The following is a 20,021-nucleotide window of genomic DNA, read 5'->3' as shown; positions in this document are numbered from 1 at the left end:
ATGAAAAAATATATAATAAAATCTGTTTTTCTACTGAGTATTTTACTGACTATTGGATGTTCTGATGATGAATACTTAGACAAACAACCACCAGACCAATTAACTTCAGAGAATTTCTGGCGCAATGCCGAAGATGCACGATCTGGTTTAACTGCGGCTTATTCAGAGTTGGAAGCCAGAAGTAATTTCTGGGATGGCTGGCAGGAAGGCCGCTCTGTAGTGGAGTATTTCCGATCAGACTATGTTTTGCCTGGTCCTGATGCCACCAATTATTCCCATTGGATGTCTATTTATAATTTCAATTATACCAATGGCCATATATTCCTGGATGTGCTTTGGAGTACCAATTATAAGGGAATCAATTTTTCCAACCAGGTTATAAAAAATGTTTCTGAAATGACCGCAGATCAGATTTCCAATAGTGAAAAAGAACAAATTTTAGGGGAAGCTTATTTTCTGAGAGGATATTATCATTTCAAATTGCTAACTCTGTTTGAACAAATTATCATTAGGGATGATATCGTTGCTCCAGCCACCTTAGATAAAGCTTTAGCAACAAGACCTGAAGCCTGGGATTTTGTCATGCAGGATTTTAAAACGGCATCTGATAGGCTAAGTTTTGAAATTCAGCCTCAGGACTATGGCCGGGCAAATAAAGGTGCGGCTCTTGGTTATTTGGGGAAAGCCTATATGTACAAAGCAGGGGACGAGTCCTCCAATACCAGTGATGATTATCAAAACGCCGCCGAAGCTTTTGCTAAAGTTATAGAAAGCGGGCAGTATGCTTTAGTCGACGATTTTAAGAGTCTGTTCAATGGTGAAAATGAGAATAATAAAGAATCTATTTTTGAATTGCAGTTCAAAAGTGGTGATGCAACTTCCTATAATGCAACCCGTTTACATTCTTTCGTAGCCGATTGGGCCATAGGAGGCTGGGGTGGTATTTTAGCCGATGACCGTTTAGTAGCCGAAATGAAAGAAGAAGGTATGATTGCTGAAAATGGTCTTTATGACAATAGATTATATTCTACCCTCTATTTTGATGATCCTTATTTTAATGATGAATCTACCAAAAGGATGGAAGGTAGTACGTGGGATAGTTTAATTGAAGCTACTTATGGAGATCCCAATGCTAAAGACGATGTAGCAATTTTCAGAAAATGGCTGCCGGAACCTTTAGAGGGGAACGGATATATAGGCCTTAACGTCACTTTACTTAGATATGCTGATGTTTTATTAATGTATGCGGAAGCTTTAAATGAAACCGGAAATACAGAAAAAGCTGTGGAATTGATCAATGAAGTAAGAACGTTACACGGAAATGTTCCAGCTGTTGCACTAAATTCCAAAGAAGAGGTATTTGAGCAACTAATGCATGAAAGAGTGATGGAGCTTAGCCTTGAAAGCACGAGATTCTTTGACCTGAGAAGATGGGGAATGCTGGATGAAGCGATGAGTGCTGCTGGTAGAAACGGATTCAATGCTCAGGAACATTCTTATTTGCCTATACCATTATCAGAAATACAAACTAATACTGAAATTAATTAATAATAATTTGAGTTAGCCAGGTAGTGAATTCGACTTATTTTAGGTCGAATTCGCTATTTTTAAACAAAATTAAAATAATGAAATTCAGCAAAGAAAGCGATTTAGATAAAGTATTAAACTCATTGATAATTCCTTACAAAGAAAGGGTTCCTGATGTTTATAAGGTCATTGATGGAATGCTGAAGGAAGGGATGATCTTTAAGGAGGAAGCTATTAAAAATGACCATATTGCTTTTCGTACGTTGGGAGTTCCTAATCTTGGGATTGCTTCACTGGAAAAAATTTTTCTGCATTATGGTTATGAGAAGCGTGATTATTATTTTTTTCCGGAGAAAAAATTAAACGCTTTCTGGTATTCCCATCCTGAACCTAGATACCCGAGAATCTTTATAAGCGAGTTAAGGGTTTCAGACTTAAGCCAGAATGCCAAGACGATAATTAAAAAATATACCGGGAAGATAAAAAAAGATCCTGTAGATAAGTTGGATTTTGAAAATGTGGATGAGGTTTCTACATTTTTTACTTCTGCCTTATGGGAGCTGCCGACACTTGCTGATTACCAAAGTTTACAGGAAGAAAGTGAATATGCTGCCTGGGTAATTTACAACCGATATTATTTAAATCATTTCACCATAAGTATTCATGACTTGCCTGATGGCTATAACAGTCTGAAAGAGTTCAATACATTTCTAAAATCCATAGGGATAAAATTGAACAATGCCGGTGGGGAGATAAAGGTAAGCAAGGATGGATTTTTAAAACAAAGCAGTTCTGTAGCCGGTAAAGTAACGGCTAATTTTCAAGGTTCAGAAGTTATTGAAATACCCGGCAGTTATGTAGAATTTGCTGAACGGCTCGTATTACCTCAGTTTCAATCCTTACCTAAATCTGAAATAGATAGGAAACATCGTCGTGATGGTTTTGAAGCCGCGAATGCTGATAAAATTTTTGAAAGTACATATGAATCTCAACAGGAGTAAGTGTTCAATATTAAAATTTAGATCTGTTGATTAAAGCTAGCTTGAAGATTTTTGATATAATAAATGAATCCCTTTATTAATTCATAGGAATCCATCTTTTACGTAGCATAGTTTATTATTATAGTGCCCCATATTAAAATCAAGTTTACCTGAGAAATAGGATTATAGATTTGAGACTTATATGCCGTCTTTTATAAATGGCAACTTTATAGATAATTATTTTTGAGCTAACTTTTTATCCAAATTAAAATCAGAGTTTGATTTAGCAGATTCACACAAGCACTTTATTTTATAATTGCGCTTTAGATACTCTTTCTTAGAATTTTATAAATATCATTCGATATATCGTATACGTTTTCGTGCTTTTGATTGGTCAATATTACAATCGTAATACCATCTTGTTTAAATCTTCGCACGATACATTCGTAATTCCCACTCGAACCATGATGGGAATGTTCCATAATTTTATCGTTTTGCCATTCACATGAGCCAAGTGGTGATTGAATATTAAAGCCCCATTTTGCTTCTTCGGAAAGAGTTTTTATAGATTGTTTATTAACTACATTAAAATCATCTAACTGTTCGAACCATAATGACATATCCCTTGCAGTTGAACTGATCAAGAGATTTTTAATTGAGATTTCGTAGTCATCTTCTTTAAAATTAGTATCAAAAGGAATTGCCATTAATATTTTCTCCTTGTATGGAAATTGGTCATTAATTACGGTACTATTCATATTAAGTGGGTTAAATAGGTTCTCCTGTACATAATCACTAAATTTTGATTGTGTTATATTCTCAACTATTTTAATCAATAAAATAGGGTTGTTATTTGAGTATAAATAATCCGAACCTGGTTCAAATTCTAGATTTTCAATAGTTAGAAGATTTTTCATAATATCTTCATCGGTAATTTTAATTCCTTTACTGAAATATTCGTCCCAGGGTATTTGTGGTAAGCCACTAGAGTATTGTAGTAAGTTTTTTATAGATATTTTTTCCGCCCATTTTGGTAATCCAGAGATGTGCTTAGAAAGTTTATCATTTAAGTTGAGATGGTTTTTTTCTTTTAATTGCATAATTGCAACAGCGGGAAATTCTTTAAAAACAGAACCAATATCAAAGCGATAATCTTTGTTCAACAATTCACTTTTAGAGCCATCAGTAAAACCAAACGATTTTTCATAAACTATTTTGTTGTTTTTAGTTACTAATATATTCCCATTAAGTTTTCCATTTTGATATAATTCATTCAAATAAGAGTCTATGCTCTCATGATTTTGACATCCGAAAAGTGAAATTATTAAACTTAGTAAAAGAATTTTGATTGTGATTTTAGCCATTTTGATTGATGAGTTGATGAATATCTATTTAATGACAAAGCAATTAAACGATTGTTACAGTTTGTCTTCTAAGAATTTTTTATAATGCAACTTATTTGACAGTAACATGATTTTCATAAAGTATTCATACAACCGAATGAGTCAGATTATGTTTGTCGCAGCCATTTTTCACAAACTGTATTCCAGCCTTTCTTCAGGAGAATACTTTGCATAAGAAAGCTTATTTATTTCGGCTATGGATTGCCTTAAATTTTCAGTATAAAACATATGTGTTACATAAAAAAACATTTGAATTGAACGAGGAGCCATATACAGCCTACATTTATTTTTTAAACATAGTCTTATATGAAATTCAAATTAATGCTCGGCGCTCTCGTATGCATTCTCATTACATCAAAAAATTATTCACAAGAATTAACCATTCCACCAAAAAAATATGTGGATACTGTAAATATTAAAAAAGCGGTTGTAAGGCAAAATAATGATTTTCCAATATCAGACCAGGCCAACACAAAAAACTGGGATCTGCTCGAAAAATATTCTGATGAGTTTGAAGCGAACCAATTAAATGAAGCTATCTGGTATCCCAATAATCCAAAATGGAAGGGACGCCCACCTACCTATTTTGATGGTTCCAATGTAAAGCTTGAAAATGGAGAGCTGGTAGTACGGGTGAATCAGCACCAGGATGTAAAATTACCTGAAGGCTTTACCCATAGCACGGGTTTTATCAAGAGTAAAGAGAAATTTTTATACGGTTATTTTGAAGCAGAAGCCAAACTGATGGATGCTCCATGGGTTTCGGGGTTCTGGATGACAAATGTGGACAAAGACTGGTGGACAGAGATCGATATTTGTGAAAATGCGCCGGGTGTTGAATATAACAGGAATGATCTTAATTCAAATATTCACGTTTTTAGATCTCCACCGGAACATGGAAATGTAAAAGAACATTTTTCACGTACAAAAAAATATTATTTCCCGGAGGAATTACAGAAAGACTACCATGTATGGGGACTGGAATGGACCCCTGAAGTGATACGCTTTTATATTGACGGGATTTTATTCAGAGAAGCTGAAAATACTCATTGGCACCAACCTCTGGAGGTGAATTTTAATTGTGAGTCCAATAAATGGTTCGGTGCATTGCCCGATGAAGAACGTCTGGATGGAGAGTATCATGTAAAATATTTTAGAGTTTGGAAAAGAAAGTAATCAGTAAACAAAGAATAATGAATACAGTAAAACTAAGCCTCTTACTATTATTAATATCGTCCCATCTTTATTCCCAAAATAGTGATCTGCCGGAAGGATTCCCAAAGACAGACCGTTCTAAGATCAATATTAATAATGGATGGAAATTCCATTTGGGGGAGGTATCGGGAAATCCGGGCAAAATTGAATTTAATGATGTTCAGTGGAAAGAAGTTTCTGTTCCCCATACACTTCAACTGGTTTCCTACGAGTTGGATAGCATAAAAGAAAGTTGGGTGCAGGAAAAATATTTGAGGGACTTTGGTTGGTACCGGAAAAATCTCGTCATAGATGCAGCAGCCGATGAAAAGGTGTTCATTGAGTTTGAAGGCGTACATAATGCTACGGAGATTTGGGTAAATGGAGAACAGGCGGGAAGTTTTAAAATTAACGGGTACGTGCCTTTTCACTTTGATATTACCAAATATGTAAAACCAGGTCAGCAAAACCTGATCGCTATCAAAGCCGATAATAGTTATGATAAAAGCATTGCACCTGATCCCCACCGGACAGATTATGTGAAATTCGGAGGGCTGTACCGGGATGTATATCTGGTAAAAACTAATAAACTCCACGTAAATTTTAACTGGGAAGATTATAATGCCGGGGTACATATCACCACTCCTACTGTAAATACCAATAACGGGACGGTTTCTATAAAAACCACCGTAAGCAACGAATATGATGTTCCCCAAAACACTAAAATTGCGACCAGGATCATTAACGATAAGGGTTACGTGATCAAAAATTTAGAGAATGAGGTTTTGATCCCTGCAAATAGTACACATACATTTTATCAAACTACAGGAATAGATGATGATTTTCATTTATGGTCTCCTGACACTCCATATTTATACCGGGTAAATTCTGTTATTTACAATGAAGAAGAACCGGTGGATTATGTCGAAAACCGTTTTGGATTCCGGACTTTTAAATTAGTTGAAGGAAAAGGTTTTGTGCTGAATGGTGAACCTATTTTCCTTATTGGAGTAAACCGGCACCAGAATTTTCCCAATATCGGGGATGCAGTTCCTAATGCCTTGCATTATCAGGAAGCTTTGCAATACAAACAGGCCGGGATGAACATAATCAGGTTGGCGCATTACACTCAGGATGATGCTTTTCTGGATGCCTGTGACGAGCTAGGACTTTTGGTTTATGAAGAACCTTCTACCTGGATAGAATGGGGTGGGGAAGAGTGGTTCTCTAAGCTTGATAGAGCCACCAGAATTATGATAAGAAACCATAGAAACCATCCTTCCATCGTTTTTTGGGGCGCAGGAATCAACCACCGCGGACCGGTTCCCCAGATGCAATATGTGGCAAAAGAGGAAGATCCCAACCGCTTAACAGCCTCAGCGTCCAGTCCATGGAATGGGGTGAAAAATGCCGGAATTACCGATGTACATGCTACAATGGACTATCGCCGTACCGAGTGGCCTGAAAGTGATTTTAATATGGTTATGGAGCATGGTAGTTCTGCCAACGCTGAAGTGAACCAGTTCCATATTTCAAGATATAAAGCCAGTAAGCAGAATATTGCCGCGATTGGCTGGTTGGGAGCCGATTATAACCATCTGCAACCGGATATTATTGACAGCCGATGGAAGCGTGATTTTATGACCACTTACGCCGTTTTAAGTGCTTATCGGGTTCCAAAACCTGTATATTATTGGTATCAATCTGAACTGGTGTCTAAACCTATCGTTCATATAGCTGATGAGTCCGTTTCCAATAACGGAAAAATTCGTGTTTTTAGTAATGCCCGGGAAGTAGCATTGTATCATAACGATTCTCTGATTTCACGCCAGTTGCCAGATAACGATCCTGAAAAGGCAAATCTGGAACATCCTTCCTTTACCTTTCATTATAACTGGAAAGAAGGTGAGATTCGGGCGGAAGGATTTATACATGGTGAAAAAATAGGGGAACATTCCAGAACGAAACAGGCTGAACCTTACGAGATAGAAGTGAAAATTAGTGACGGTGGAGATCAGGCTTTTTACTCCGGAGGATCCGATTTACGTTTGGCACATGCCTATGTACTTGATAAAAACGGGGAAATAGTAACTTCAGCTGAGAACAGGATAAATTTTGAAATTTCCGGGGAAGGGGAGTTCGTGGATAATGGTAAAATTGAAGCTAACCCTGCATTATTATATGATGGTGTGGCTTCTATCTACGTAAGATCTACAGCTGCAGCAGGAAAAATAGAAGTTATGGCTTCTTCCGAAGGATTAAAACCTGGAAAAACATCTATTACTACCGCAACTTTTAATCCCGACGAAATTGCCCGCACCGCACAACCTATTTATGACTTTCCCGTGGTAAAAATAGATATAGGGGGTGAAAAGCAATTGGTACAGCACGAATGGCAGGCATGGACCGGAAATTCAAATAAAGAACTTCGGTTTGAATTGAAAGATTTTCAGGATGCGAAAATTAAAATAAGTGGAGCTGGAAAAATCAATTGGTTTGGAGATGATGCATCTATGCTTGGTGATCTCAGTTTTATGGGTACCGATGGTGTTTATTCCGAAGAAGGAGAGCTTCAATTAGAATTTTCAGGATTGGAAAATGGGGAATATGTACTGGAAACCTATCACCATACTAGAAGAGGGGATGCTAAAATGACCAATGATATTGAACTTGAAATAAAAGATGCTAAAGGTAGTTTTACCAAAAAAGCAGATGATCATCTAGTGGATTATTATCAGCACGATAGTACCGGTGAAAGAGAGCCACTTTCGGTTAAAACTATTTTTAATACCAATGGGGACAAAGAAGTAATTATTTCATTTAAAAATTTAGAGGAAGGTGATATTTGGTTAAATGGATTTATTCTGAAGAAGGTAAATTAGGATTGGCCATTACAAATTTATATGCTATAAGATTTGGCTGGTTTCTTCAGGAATAAGCCAAATTAACCATCTGTGTTAAGCTTGAAACCATATCTACCTCATTAACAGTAGGCTTGCAGTTATATTTGGAAGTAAACCAAATAAAACTGTAATTATGAATTTGAAACTACTTTTCGCCTTTACCCTAGTTATTTTCTGTAATGAGATGCAAGCGCAATTACCTTCCCCTCCGGAAGGAAAACGCTGGATAATAAATGAACCCTATTCCGACGAATTCAATGGAACTGAACTGGACAAAAACAAATGGTATGATTCCCATCCGTATTGGACAGGTAGGGCACCGGCCATGTTTTTGCCATCCCAGGTAAGCACTGAGAATGGAAATTTAAAAATTCAGAATACAAAACTTGAAAAGGATTCCATAGTTTATAATGAATGGAACGATACTTATACAACCTATACCATAGGAGGCGGTGCAGTGGTTTCCAAAGCCCAAAAAGCACATTACGGATATTACGAGGTACGGATGAAGGCTTCAAAAATATCAATGTCCTCAACCTTTTGGCTTAAAAATCTTGCTGTTTCCGATGGTTGTACCTCAAGCAAAACAGAGCTTGATATTATAGAAGCTATTGGCGGCGCTAAAAGATTCCCCGGTTTTTCCACACAAATGAAGTCCAATACTCACATATTCCATAAGGATTGTAATGGAGTGGAAACCGATTATGCAGTGGGTGCAAACGGAGATATAGGAGGGAATGCCGCCGATGCCTACCATACTTATGGTGCCTGGTGGAGAGACCCTAATAATATAGATTTCTATATCGATGGGGAATACAGCCATTCAATTCAACCTTCCACGCAAACCGATCCCACGCCTTTTGATAGGCCTATGTGGATAAACATGGTTACCGAAACCTACGATTGGGAAATCCTACCCACAGACGAAGAACTTGCAGATGATAGTCGTAATACGACTTATTATGATTATGTACGTGCTTATTCTTTGGTTGATGTAGATGAAAAACCCCAGGGAGGAGCACTTTTGATCAATGGGGGTTTCGAGACAGGAGATTTTACCGGCTGGATTGGCTGGGGAGGAAATCCGAAAGAAGTGGTAAACAATAACCAGTATGCTGGAAATTACGCCGTTCATATTGTGGGAGGCGGTGCGCCGGAACAGGTAGTGACTTTGAAACCTAATACCCAGTATAATTTATCTGCCTATGCAAAAGTCCTTTCTGGGGATATAGTTTTGGGAATCAAGCAAAATCAGGGAGGTGCGGTAGTGGGCAGCGTAGCATTTACAGCAAGCGAATACACCCAGAAATCTTTTACTTTCACCACCGGCAGTGATGCTAACCTGAAAGTATATTTTTTCGCCCAACCTGGAGAAGAAGCTTATGGTGATGAGTTTGCACTGACAGAGGTTGGTAGTGGAACTTCTGAACAGGGATCCATGCCATTGGAAGAATCCATCGGGTATTATCAATCACCAGAATATCAGCAGGAATCCACCAGTATAAGTGCCAAAATTGAATATAAGGCCAGTATAGAACGTGACCTGGTGTTTCAACTTTTGAATGCTTCCGGGGAAATAGTCCAGGAGCTTAACGGAAATGCCCTGGCAGGATTTGGCAAAAAAAAGGTGATGCTGGAATTAGAGAACCCCATAGATTTAAATAAGGAATATAACCTGAAAACGCAACTTGTGAGTGCCGGCGAAACTCCGGTGGTTGTGGATGAAATCACGGAAGCCGTCAGATTACCGATACCCGAAGTCATCGCTTTTGCAAAAACACCAGACACCTTGGAGATACAGGATAATTACAGCTTTGATATTGCTTATACGGCAAGGGAAAGCCGTGATATTGTTGTGGAAATTTGGAGTTCCCCTACACAGTGGATGGCCAGTAAGAAGGTAAATGTACCTGCTGGAAAAGATACCGTGCAGGTAAATATCCAGTTGAACAACCTGCCAGAAGTGGGAAATGATTACGTTTTAAAAAGCAGCTTACGGCCCGTGGGAGGTGATTGGAGGACGAATATTACTATTGAAGAATTAAGGAATATTGTCATGATCGAACCAAAGATCCCCGCAACGGGAATTTCTATAGGTATTCATGAAACTATTCTAAAGGTTGGCGATACCCTTACTATTCCTGTTACCATATCCCCGGAAGATGCTACCGATAAAGATTTTTCCTGGGAAATAAGTGATGAAAATATACTGAATATCGATAGCGAAGGTATTTTTAGCGCAACAGCAGGTGGGACTGCCTTTGTTAAAGCAATTGCTTCTGATGGGGACTTTACAGATTCTACCAAAGTCCAGGTACAGGGGCCATTTACAGAAATTGCCCTGCCTTCGGTAATCCAGGCGGAAGATTATGATCTGGGTGGTGAAAATGCTGCATATTTAGACCTTTCTGCGGGAAACTCCGGAGGTGTATTTAGAACTGATGATGTAGATATAACTCCCACAAGCGATTTGAGTGGCGATTATCATATAACCGATTTTGAAAATGGGGAATGGCTGGAATATACTGTCAATGTTACCACAGGGGGAAATTATTACTTTTCTGCCAGAATTGCTTCAACTGTAAGTTCTACACTTCAGTTAAAAATAGCTGATATTAGTAAGATTCTTAGTATCCCAAACACGAATGGAAAATGGCAAACTTTGGCTTTGACCTTACCATTGGCTATTTCTTCAGGAGAAAAAGTATTACAGATTAGTATGAAAGGAGGGAGTTTTAACCTGAACTATGTTCAATTTGGAGCAGTACCAGCGGTATGCGAAGGGGTCGCTGACTGGAATGTCCAAACTATATACAGCGATGCGGGAACAGAGGTGATTTATAATGGATTAAGGTATAGCAATAAGCATTATACCACAGAAGCACCCGGAACCGGCAATGCATGGATTTTTGAAGGTTATTGCGGTGCGGCAAAACCTGATTGCTTTGATTTGCCAAGCTGGTCCGCTACTAATGTTTATCCAGATGCGGGGACGGAGATAGTTTACAACGGCAATTTATATAGTAATAAATGGCACGCCAGTACAGGAAAGGAACCCGGAAATTCCAAAGTATGGGAATTTATTGGGCCTTGCAGTTCAAGTTCACAAAATACCACACCCACCACATGCCCCGAAAACGCAAGTGTTTGGAATCCTAAAGCAGTATACAAGGAAACTGGAAGCCTTGTAATTTTTAATGGAACCTTATACAGCAATAAATGGTATGCAAGTGCGGGCCGGGAACCCGGAAAAGCCAATGTTTGGAAAATAGAGCGCGCATGTACATCAATAGAAAGCACTTCTAAAGTTTCTATGACAATTGAAAAATCAGGTATGGGAGAAGCAATTTTAGAAGATGAAGCATTTAAAATGTACCCTAATCCTTTGCAAAGTCAGGTTTTGAATTTAGCTTTTTCAGAAGATTTCGGAAAGGCAGAATTGACGATAGTAAACATGGCCGGCACCAGTATTTTTGAGAAGATAATTGAGGCTGACGGAATACTTTCTGTAGATTTAGAAAAGACATATTTATTAGATGGCCTATATATTTTAAAAGTGAAGACAGAAACCAGGTCGTTTACCCATAAGCTGATAGTGAAGCGATAAAACACCGATGATAACTTGAAAACAAAAATGACCTTAAATATTAAAAATTTAAGGTCATTTTTTATGATTACCTGGTCAGGGTTCTGACTTCATCTTTGAGTTTTGGAAGATGAGTAACCAATACGGACCAAATATTTTCATCTGAGATATTGTCGTACACGTGTATAATCTGATTTTTTAGCGCTATGATAGATTTTGCACTCGATATTTTTTTTTCAAACCTGGGATCTTTTTTTAAAATCCTGTTCACAGCTTCTCCTATGATTTCTAAATCCCTTTCAACAGCCCTTTTACATTAAATTCTTTTTGTACTTATAAAAGTCCATTTCCGCACCTGCAAAATAACTTTCAATTTCTTCAATTGCCAGTTTAATATCAAAAAGCCATTTTAGAATTTTTTCATCCATAGATTAATTCCTTCGATTTGTTTATTGAATTAATCAAAATTGGGTTTTTTAGTGTTTGTTCTTCCACTAAATCAACCTCCCGTCCTAAGAGGCTTTTCAAGTTTTCTTTAAAGTCTATATAATTATCGAAGTACTCCGACAGGTCAATTGATCCAAATCTCACTAAAAAATCTATATCGCTCTTTTCCGTGAAATCCGATCGTAAAGCAGATCCGAACAAGTACAATTTATCAACTTTGTGAGATTTACAAAGACGATTCAATTTTTCAATATGATTCTCAATTAATTGCATATTTCAAATTTAGCTAAAAATCTCTTATGACTTTGTTCTTAATTCAGAATGAAAGGAATGCTAAATTTTGAATAAATATTCAATCCAGTTTTTTGATTTTGATATCTTTAAACTCTACACCCTGGCCTTCTGCCTGTAAAGCTATATACCCACTGGTAAGAGGCTTTCCATCTTCTTTTAGAGTAGGGTCAAAACCCGTGGCGACTCCGCCGCCAATTTGGGGTTTACTATACTCCAACACTTTATTCCCATTGATTTTATGGATGATAAGGGAATCACGATAAACAATAAGTTCCGCATTAACCCATTCGTCCCATCTATAAGTTCTAGAGGATGAACGAATACAATGCCGTGGATCCATTTCACCATCGTAATACACTTCGGTACCTGGAGAACACATATTTCCGGTGGGTCTCGGTTCACCATCGCCGGCATCGGCAAGCATTTGATATTCTACGGAAATTGGCCAGTCCTGTTCTTTTAGAATAGTCTCTGGTGCCTGGGAATGGAACATCACGCCGCTATTGCGATAGGTGTAATCTGGCGCATCTTTTAACCACTGATCTGTAAAACGATATTTAAATTTAAGATGATAGGAAGAAAATGGCTCTTTGTAAAACAGATGGCCATACCGCTCGTTAAATCCGGTATACTCATCGTAATTTACCTGGATTACCCCGTTTTGCACCCTGAAGGTATTAGCATAATTATCGCCCACTTCATGATGGTGGATCTTTACAATCCAATCGTCAAGGTTTTCCCCATTAAAAAGGGATTGCCAGTTTTCGCTGCTGTCTTTTTTGATTTTCGATCCACATGATAAAGCAATGAGCATTACGGTAAGAAGGAATAATACAGATACTTTTTTCATAAAATTTAGAATTTATGTTATTCAGCTTTTTCCCCTTTTGCTACATGGGAAGTTCTTCTTTTGGAGGAAAATCGCATGATGCTTTGGTAGTCACTATTGTTATAAATATGTGATAATCCCCACCCTAAAATTGCCCCTGGCTCCTCAGATTCATCAGTATTAAGTTCGCGGTTAAGACCAATAGCATGCGGCGCACCCTTAATAACTGATTTTATACCAAAGTTAACGCCATCTGGAGCCCATTGGATCGTGTTTTTTTCAGGTCCGTCGGTGGTGATCAGCGAGGCAATGCCCCCATTATGTTTCCAAACACAAATTTCATGGCCACTGTTGCTAATTGGGTTGTAAGCAGATTTCACATAAGGCCCTTTGGGATTATCAGCTATGGCTACTCCGTGACGTATCTGTCTACCCCCAAAAGTGATTTCTTCCCCCATTTGTTCTCCTTTGTAGTACAAATAATATTTGCCATTGTAGGGAATAATGCAGGGATCGTGTACTTTATGACTGTCAAAATCACCTTTTTTTTCAACTGCAAACCTGTTTTGTTCTTCCCCTTTCCAAATACCGTTATCAGCTGGACTTAAGATAGGGTCTTTACTTTTGGTCCAGGGGCCATTGGGAGAATCTGCCCAGGCAAGTCCCACCTGGTTTTTGGTTCTTACATTGTAAGGAGATTGAATAGTCTGATAGGATAAATAATATTTGCCTTTGTCTTCCATAATTTCTACGGTAAACACAGAACGGTCGTCATATTCCCCTTTTTCACCACGAGCAACGGCTATACCCTGTTCTTCCCAGGTCCAACCATCTTCTGAAGTCGCATACCAGATATCACAGCGATCCCATGGGAAAACCTTGTCATTTTCAATATCTCCCCCAAATCCCTGCGTAGGTCCAACACTTTTAGTATACCATACATAATATTTCCCATCATGCTTTAATAAAGCACTGGGATCACGCCTTACCACACCTTCTTCGTAAGCAAGATCGCCTTTCAGGGGTTGCAGTTCACTGAATTCAATAAACCATTCATTACCCACATCCGGCCAGTCTAATGCCCTTACTGAAGCGGCGCTAAGGGAATCTGGATTGGTAATTCCCAGCCGATCAATATCTACCTGAGAAATTTCCGGCTTATCTTCTGTCTTTTCCGCGGAAATTTTCTCCGAAGTATTATTACAACTATATAAAGTAGCCATAAGACCTATAACAATTAAAGCTTTAGTTTTTTTGATCATTTTTATTTTTGATTATGGGTTGATGATATTTTAATTGAAGTGGTCTCTTTCTTCAGGCCAGGAGCTTTGACATTTACCTTAATGGTTGAAGGCTGGTTGGTACCTTGAATAATTAAAAGTGCTCTTCCCTGATCTGTAATTATGGAGTTTGATTGATAATCCTGTACATTATCCCCGGCACCGTTATCTACTCCAAGAATTTTTGCTTCACCTTCAATAGTAAATTCAATTTTCTTTTCCTGGGTTTTGACCGGATTGCCCGAATCATCTATCAATTGGGCTACAATATGGGCCACGTCACGCGAATTTGCGGCTATGCTGTTGTTTTTCGTGCTAAGCTCGATTGCTACGGGCGGGCCGGCAGTTGTACGTTGAATACTTACAATTTTGCCGTTTTTTGTTCCTTTCGCGATCAAGGTGCCATCAGTAAAAGGAACAACCCATTTATAGATCCTATCATCAAATTGATCCAGTTTTTTACTGCCGAGTGATTTATCATTTAGAAACAATTCTACTTCCTCCAGGTTAGAATATATTTCTACGATAACGGTATCATTTGCTGAATAATTCCAGTGCTCGTTTACGTCATGCCAGGTCCACAAAGCCTGTTTCCATGCGCCGGGTTCTTTTTCTACTACATCCCCTTTATTCTTATCATACCTGAAAATCGATTTTTCAGCCTTTTGGGTTGCGATATAAATATGGGGCTCATCATTCCATAAAGTTTTTATCATATGGTAAGAGGGTTTTTTAAACCCAGCAAAATCAAGCATCCCGCTGGTAGTCCCTTTTCTTGGCCATTGAGCGTTAGATTCCCCCATATAATCAATTCCCGTCCATAAAAAAGTTCCTGCTATAAAAGGTCGTTCCATTACAGCCTTCCATTCATGCCACTGCACTAAATTCTCTGTTCCCATTATAGGTTTATCTGGATAGTTTTTATGGCCATAATCATACATAACCCTACGGTAGCTATATCCTACTACATCCAGTGCATCGGTATATCCCGAAACATGACTTACCGAAGGCAGGATTAAATTGGCAGTTACTGGTCGGGTAGTATCCATTTCCTTTGTCCAATTGGATAATTTTTTTGCTGTTTCGGCCAGGACATATTCATTTTCCGGGCTTTCATTATATAGTTTTTTAATTTCTTCAGGGGAAATTGGGGGCTGTTCCCAAAAATAATTTCCTTGCCAGTCCATGTTGAAAAAGCCACTGGAATGGGAGTAGCGGGGATAGGTCCATTCAATCTCGTTCCCTATGCTCCACTGGATAATAGAAGGATGGTTTCTATCTCGTAGCATGGTATTTTTGAGATCTTTTTCAGCCCACTTCTGAAAATGTTCCGTATAGCCTCTGGATATATAATCTGAATGTCTTTCCTGTTGGTTTAATCTTTTATCTTTTGAAAAACCCCATTCATCAAAAAATTCTTCCTGGATCAAAAAGCCCATTTCATCGCAAAGATCTAGGAAGTCTTCTGAAGCCGGATTGTGGGCAGTGCGTATGGCATTTACCCCTGCTTCCTTTAACTTTAACAAGCGTCTTTTCCACACACCTCTAGGGACGGCGGCTCCTACAAGCCCAGCATCATGATGTAAATTGACACCTTTTATCTTCATGCTTTTTCCATTTAGAAAAAAGCCATTGTCTTTGTCAAACCTAAATGACCTGATCCCAAATGAGGTTTTATAGTGATCTATATTTTTGTCGTTACTTTTTATGGTGGTTATAGCGGTGTACATATTGGGAGTATTTATATCCCATAGAAGTGGGTCGTCAACTTTCAATTCCTGAACGATAGGTTTTTCAGAATTACCTTTTAAACTTATATTTTCAGAAATACTGGCTACTATTTTATCCTGCGGATTATATATTTCTGTGATCAATTGAAAATCCATATTTTCAGAATGGTCATTTATAAGGCTAATTTCGGCATTAATAGTTGCTTCTTTTTCTGAAATTTTTGAAGTTGTAAAAAAAGTCCCCCATACTGGTATATGCAGCTTATCGGTAGTAATCAATTTTACATCCCGGTAAATTCCGGAACCTGTGTACCACCTGCTATCAACATATCGGGTGCGATCAACTTTAAGCATTAAAAGGTTATTTATGCTGTCTTTTTTAAGATAGGCGGTGATATCGAAATAAAAAGGGGAGTAGCCATAGGGATGGAAGCCCAACTTATTCCCATTTAGCCAAATTTCAGCATTGTTATAGACCCCATCAAAATATAGATAGGTTTTTTCATCTTTGGTAACCTTAGTTTTAAATTCCTTTTTATACCAGCCGATGCCGCCGGGAAGATATCCGGTCGCGCCCTCGCCGTTTATAGAGTCGAAAGAGGCTTCCACACTCCAGTCATGGGGCAGCTGTAGCTTTTTCCAATTTGCTTCGTGGTGAGTACGGCTGCTATCTGAAATTTCGCGTAAGGAAAATTGCCAATCCTGATTGAAATCTATTTCTCTTTCAGCAACCATTTTTCTATGCTCCTGGGAATAAGAGCTATTACCCAAAAAGGAGAGTATAAGAATAAAAGCATACAATTTAGATATTGCAATATTTTTTAGTTTTTTATTGTTCATTTTATAAATGCTTTTTTTACAGATTGCTAAAAACATGATCATTTCTTTCTAAACTCCAATTTGTTCATCAAAGAACCGGAGACTAAGTTCCAAATGCTTTTGCCAGTAGGACCATTCATGTCCGCCTTCAAACTCTTCAAAGCTGTGTTTTACGCCAAGTTCAAGTAGTTGCCGATGCAATTTTCGGTTAGCTTTCAATAAATCATCATTTCTTCCACAATCAAATCGAAGGTTGGGCAATTGATCTTGATGTTCTAAAATGACGTCTATGACATTCTTTTCCACATCCTTCAAATTATATAGGTTCAGGTTCTCTTCTACAAAAGCCGCCATTCCTTTAAATGTTGTAATAGCACTATGTGCTGAAATTGCCTTAAATTTTTGAGGATATTTAGCTCCTAACATCAATGCACCGTAGCCACCCATGGAGAGCCCGCCAATGCAGAGTTTAGATTTCTCCCCTGCAGATGGGATATTTTCGATAATAGCCTTTGGCACATCCGAAACAATCCATTGAGCAAAGTCTTTTTCCTGGTGAGATAAATAGGACGAACCATCTCCCCAAAGTCCATCTGAAGGCATGGCAATAATGGCTGGATCAATACTGCCATTGTCCATTAATTGCTTAGCGGTATGGTGGGCACCGCCTTTTAAAGCCCATACCCAGGCACTCCCATAAACACCATGCAACAGGATATAGATGGGCAGGTTAGTTACATTTTCAGCAACTTCGGGAACAAAAAGGCAAATATCGCCCCGCCCTTTCAGGTTTTTAGTTTTAACTGTTAGAAAGCGCAGCCCATCAGTCTCAAAGTTTTTGTCTGAAAGTTCAATAGTTCTTAAACTGCTCATTTTATCGATTTATTCACTTAATTATTAGAACACCACCACTCCCTTGGCATTATTGCCAGCAAGCATATCATCAAAAGCTTTTGGCAGATCTTCGAGCTTGTATTCTTTCGTAATCATTTCCCTTAGTTTCAGATCCCCTTTTTTAAAAAGGTGCATCAACTTAGGAAAATCTATCTGTGGGCGACATTTTCCGTACAACGGGTTTATATAAACCTTATCCCACTCAAACAATCGCATATCTACATTTATCTCCTGTTCTATACCACTAACCTGAACTGCGGTACCCGCGTTGCGGATCATTGCCAAAGGTGCAACACCCAATTCTGGAATAGCAGTGCATTCAAAAGCATAATCTGCGCCACGGCCATCAAATATTGTTTTAATTTGTTCAGCTATTTTATTTAATCCTTTATCAGTCTTTTCGGCTAAAACGATTTTTGTAGCGCCAAATTTTTTGGCCAGTTCCAGTTTTTTAGGATTGATGTCCACGGCAATAATCCTACTTGCACCTGAAATCTTACAGGCATTTATAACACTTAAACCTACCCCGCCACAGCCCAATACTACAGCTGAACTACCTGCTATTAATTTTGCTGAATTTACCACTGAACCGTAACCTGTCATTACACCGCAGCTTATGATACTCGCAGCAGAAAAATTCAGTTTTTCTTCCTCCACCTTTACGACGGCTGATTTTTTTACCAGGGCATATTCACTCAACGTACCAATATTGAAGGATCGTTCTATAGCTTTTCCATTCCATTTAGAGCCTTCCAGATGGGCGTGACCCGGAGTATGACCGTTACTGCCGGCTACCACGGGTGAATTATTCTCACAAATATGCTGGTTTCCATCCTGACATTGAAAACATGTCATACACGGAGTAGCCCAGTTTAAAATAACCTGGTCACCTTTTTTCAGGTCTTTTATCGCGTTCCCCACCTTTTCCACAATTCCGGCGCCTTCATGACCCATCACTAAAGGTTTGCCCCAGGAAAGGGAATCATAATCGGTATGGCAAAGTCCGGCAGCTTTAATTTTTACCAAAACCTCGTCTGCTTCAGGATCTGCAAGGTGTATGTTATCTATTATAAAAGTACCGTCGCCTTTGGCAACCGCGCTTTTTGAAATAATCGGCATGTTTTATTTTTTAAGCTTTATAGAAGGGTTTTATGACCAGAGGCTCTTGATTTTCTTATCTGAAAAATATATTATTAGCATCTTGTTTTTATCTGCATCCTATGAAAAAGGAAATACAATTTTCTAATGGAATTTATTTTTCAAATAGCATGGGAAAAAATTTACCTTGCATTTTCTCACCTTTTTCGATTACCGGAACACCTTTCAATAATTCTTCATTCGTATTACTGATTGTTCCATCTGCAAAAACATTAAGAACAAATGCACGGCGGCTTATATCTGATTTATTCTCATAGGAACCGTGTACCATTAATGGATGATGAAAAGAAGCATGGCCTTTTTTTAATTCTATAGGAACCGGCTTAAATTCATGTTTTTGTTCTTCGGTGAGGTAATTCATTATTTTATCCATATCACCCGCCAGTTCTGGTTTGTCGAGCAAGCCCCATTTATGGCTTTTTGGTATATAATGAAGACAACCATTTTCAGTAGTGGCGTCATCAAGTCCCGTCCAACAGGTTAAATGCTGCATAGCGGTAGTGCGGGTCCAGTAAGAATAATCCTGGTGCCAGGCTACCACGCCTCCATGTTTTGCCGGTTTGCAGAATAACTGGTCATGCCAGAACCTGACAGCTTTATTTCCCAATAACTGACTGGCAGCCATAACAAAAGCCGGGTTCCACAATACATCATGAAAACCTTTGGTTATACGCCAATGTCCCAGGGAATGGAAAAGTACCGAATTGGGATCTTCAGATTCATTGGAATGAAATTCATAAAAAAGATCGTGTTCGGGGTGTTCGGGATCCTGGATTTCTTCTAGTTGTTTGTTTAGTAGATCAATTTGCCGGTCGTCCAGCAGTTTTATCCCCGATAAGTGCCCATACTCGTGGTAATAAGCAACCTGTTCTTCAGTAAGCTTATATTTCTCCCACTCTTTTGCCGTTTTTGGCTGCGGAAAAATATCTGTTAGCGGATGATGGTATTCTGCGAGATCTCTCATGGTTTTATTTTTT

At 38.4% G+C, this 20,021-nt stretch carries 14 protein-coding genes; 5 read left to right on the top strand and 9 right to left on the bottom strand.

The features are described 5' to 3' along the window. Together GFO_RS08115 and GFO_RS08110 are read left to right on the top strand one after the other, a co-directional pair. On the top strand, positions 1-1,548 hold the full coding sequence (locus GFO_RS08115; RefSeq protein WP_011709610.1) for a RagB/SusD family nutrient uptake outer membrane protein: 1,548 nt from the start codon (positions 1-3) through the stop codon (positions 1,546-1,548). 77 nt (positions 1,549-1,625) lie between these two features. Beyond that, positions 1,626-2,528, top strand: a complete 903-nt coding sequence (locus GFO_RS08110; protein ID WP_011709609.1) for a DUF1338 domain-containing protein — start codon at positions 1,626-1,628, stop codon at positions 2,526-2,528. Between the two features lie 302 nt (positions 2,529-2,830). On the opposite strand, the gene GFO_RS17260 is transcribed toward GFO_RS08110, so the two are convergent. Further along, the gene (locus tag GFO_RS17260; protein ID WP_011709608.1) at positions 2,831-3,871 is read right to left on the bottom strand and encodes a serine hydrolase domain-containing protein; all 1,041 of its coding nucleotides are present in this window, start codon (positions 3,869-3,871) and stop codon (positions 2,831-2,833) included. A gap of 345 nt (positions 3,872-4,216) precedes the next feature. Here GFO_RS17260 and GFO_RS08100 point away from each other — a divergent pair, with 345 nt between their 5' ends. From GFO_RS08100 to GFO_RS17475, 3 genes are all read left to right on the top strand, one after another. Next, complete coding sequence (locus tag GFO_RS08100) at positions 4,217-5,086, top strand: family 16 glycosylhydrolase (RefSeq protein ID WP_011709606.1); 870 nt, start codon at positions 4,217-4,219, stop codon at positions 5,084-5,086. A 17-nt stretch (positions 5,087-5,103) separates the two neighbouring features. Beyond that, on the top strand, positions 5,104-7,986 hold the full coding sequence (locus tag GFO_RS08095) for a glycoside hydrolase family 2 protein (RefSeq protein ID WP_011709605.1): 2,883 nt from the start codon (positions 5,104-5,106) through the stop codon (positions 7,984-7,986). A 154-nt stretch (positions 7,987-8,140) separates the two neighbouring features. Next, positions 8,141-11,614 carry a carbohydrate binding domain-containing protein gene (locus GFO_RS17475; RefSeq protein ID WP_011709603.1) on the top strand — a complete coding sequence of 1,158 codons (3,474 nt, stop codon included), beginning with the start codon at positions 8,141-8,143 and terminating at the stop codon, positions 11,612-11,614. Positions 11,615-11,681: 67 nt separating this feature from the next. Here GFO_RS17475 and GFO_RS18060 read toward each other — a convergent pair whose 3' ends face one another. From GFO_RS18060 to GFO_RS08055, 8 genes are all read right to left on the bottom strand, one after another. After that, positions 11,682-11,864, bottom strand: coding sequence for a HepT-like ribonuclease domain-containing protein (locus GFO_RS18060; RefSeq protein WP_011709602.1), 183 nt, complete (start codon positions 11,862-11,864; stop codon positions 11,682-11,684). Between the two features lie 149 nt (positions 11,865-12,013). Beyond that, on the bottom strand, positions 12,014-12,313 hold the full coding sequence (locus tag GFO_RS08085) for a nucleotidyltransferase family protein (RefSeq protein ID WP_011709600.1): 300 nt from the start codon (positions 12,311-12,313) through the stop codon (positions 12,014-12,016). Positions 12,314-12,392: 79 nt separating this feature from the next. Continuing rightward, positions 12,393-13,184, bottom strand: coding sequence for a 3-keto-disaccharide hydrolase (locus tag GFO_RS08080; protein ID WP_011709599.1), 792 nt, complete (start codon positions 13,182-13,184; stop codon positions 12,393-12,395). Positions 13,185-13,201: 17 nt separating this feature from the next. Next, complete coding sequence (locus GFO_RS08075) at positions 13,202-14,425, bottom strand: glycoside hydrolase family 117 protein (RefSeq protein WP_011709598.1); 1,224 nt, start codon at positions 14,423-14,425, stop codon at positions 13,202-13,204. A 2-nt stretch (positions 14,426-14,427) separates the two neighbouring features. Beyond that, the gene (locus tag GFO_RS08070; protein ID WP_049792127.1) at positions 14,428-17,013 is read right to left on the bottom strand and encodes a glycoside hydrolase family 2 TIM barrel-domain containing protein; all 2,586 of its coding nucleotides are present in this window, start codon (positions 17,011-17,013) and stop codon (positions 14,428-14,430) included. A 48-nt stretch (positions 17,014-17,061) separates the two neighbouring features. Then, positions 17,062-17,865: an alpha/beta hydrolase gene (locus tag GFO_RS08065; RefSeq protein ID WP_011709596.1), complete on the bottom strand. Its 804-nt coding sequence runs from the start codon at positions 17,863-17,865 to the stop codon at positions 17,062-17,064. A gap of 24 nt (positions 17,866-17,889) precedes the next feature. Further along, on the bottom strand, positions 17,890-19,005 hold the full coding sequence (locus tag GFO_RS08060) for a Zn-dependent alcohol dehydrogenase (RefSeq protein ID WP_011709595.1): 1,116 nt from the start codon (positions 19,003-19,005) through the stop codon (positions 17,890-17,892). A gap of 133 nt (positions 19,006-19,138) precedes the next feature. Continuing rightward, positions 19,139-20,008, bottom strand: a complete 870-nt coding sequence (locus GFO_RS08055; RefSeq protein WP_011709594.1) for a phytanoyl-CoA dioxygenase family protein — start codon at positions 20,006-20,008, stop codon at positions 19,139-19,141. Positions 20,009-20,021: the final 13 nt, after the last annotated feature.

This window comes from Christiangramia forsetii KT0803, assembly GCF_000060345.1.
Taxonomy (GTDB): Bacteria; Bacteroidota; Bacteroidia; order Flavobacteriales; family Flavobacteriaceae; genus Christiangramia; species Christiangramia forsetii.
The sequence above is the reverse complement of the archived record's forward strand: the minus strand, read 5'-3'. Positions and strand labels throughout refer to the sequence as shown.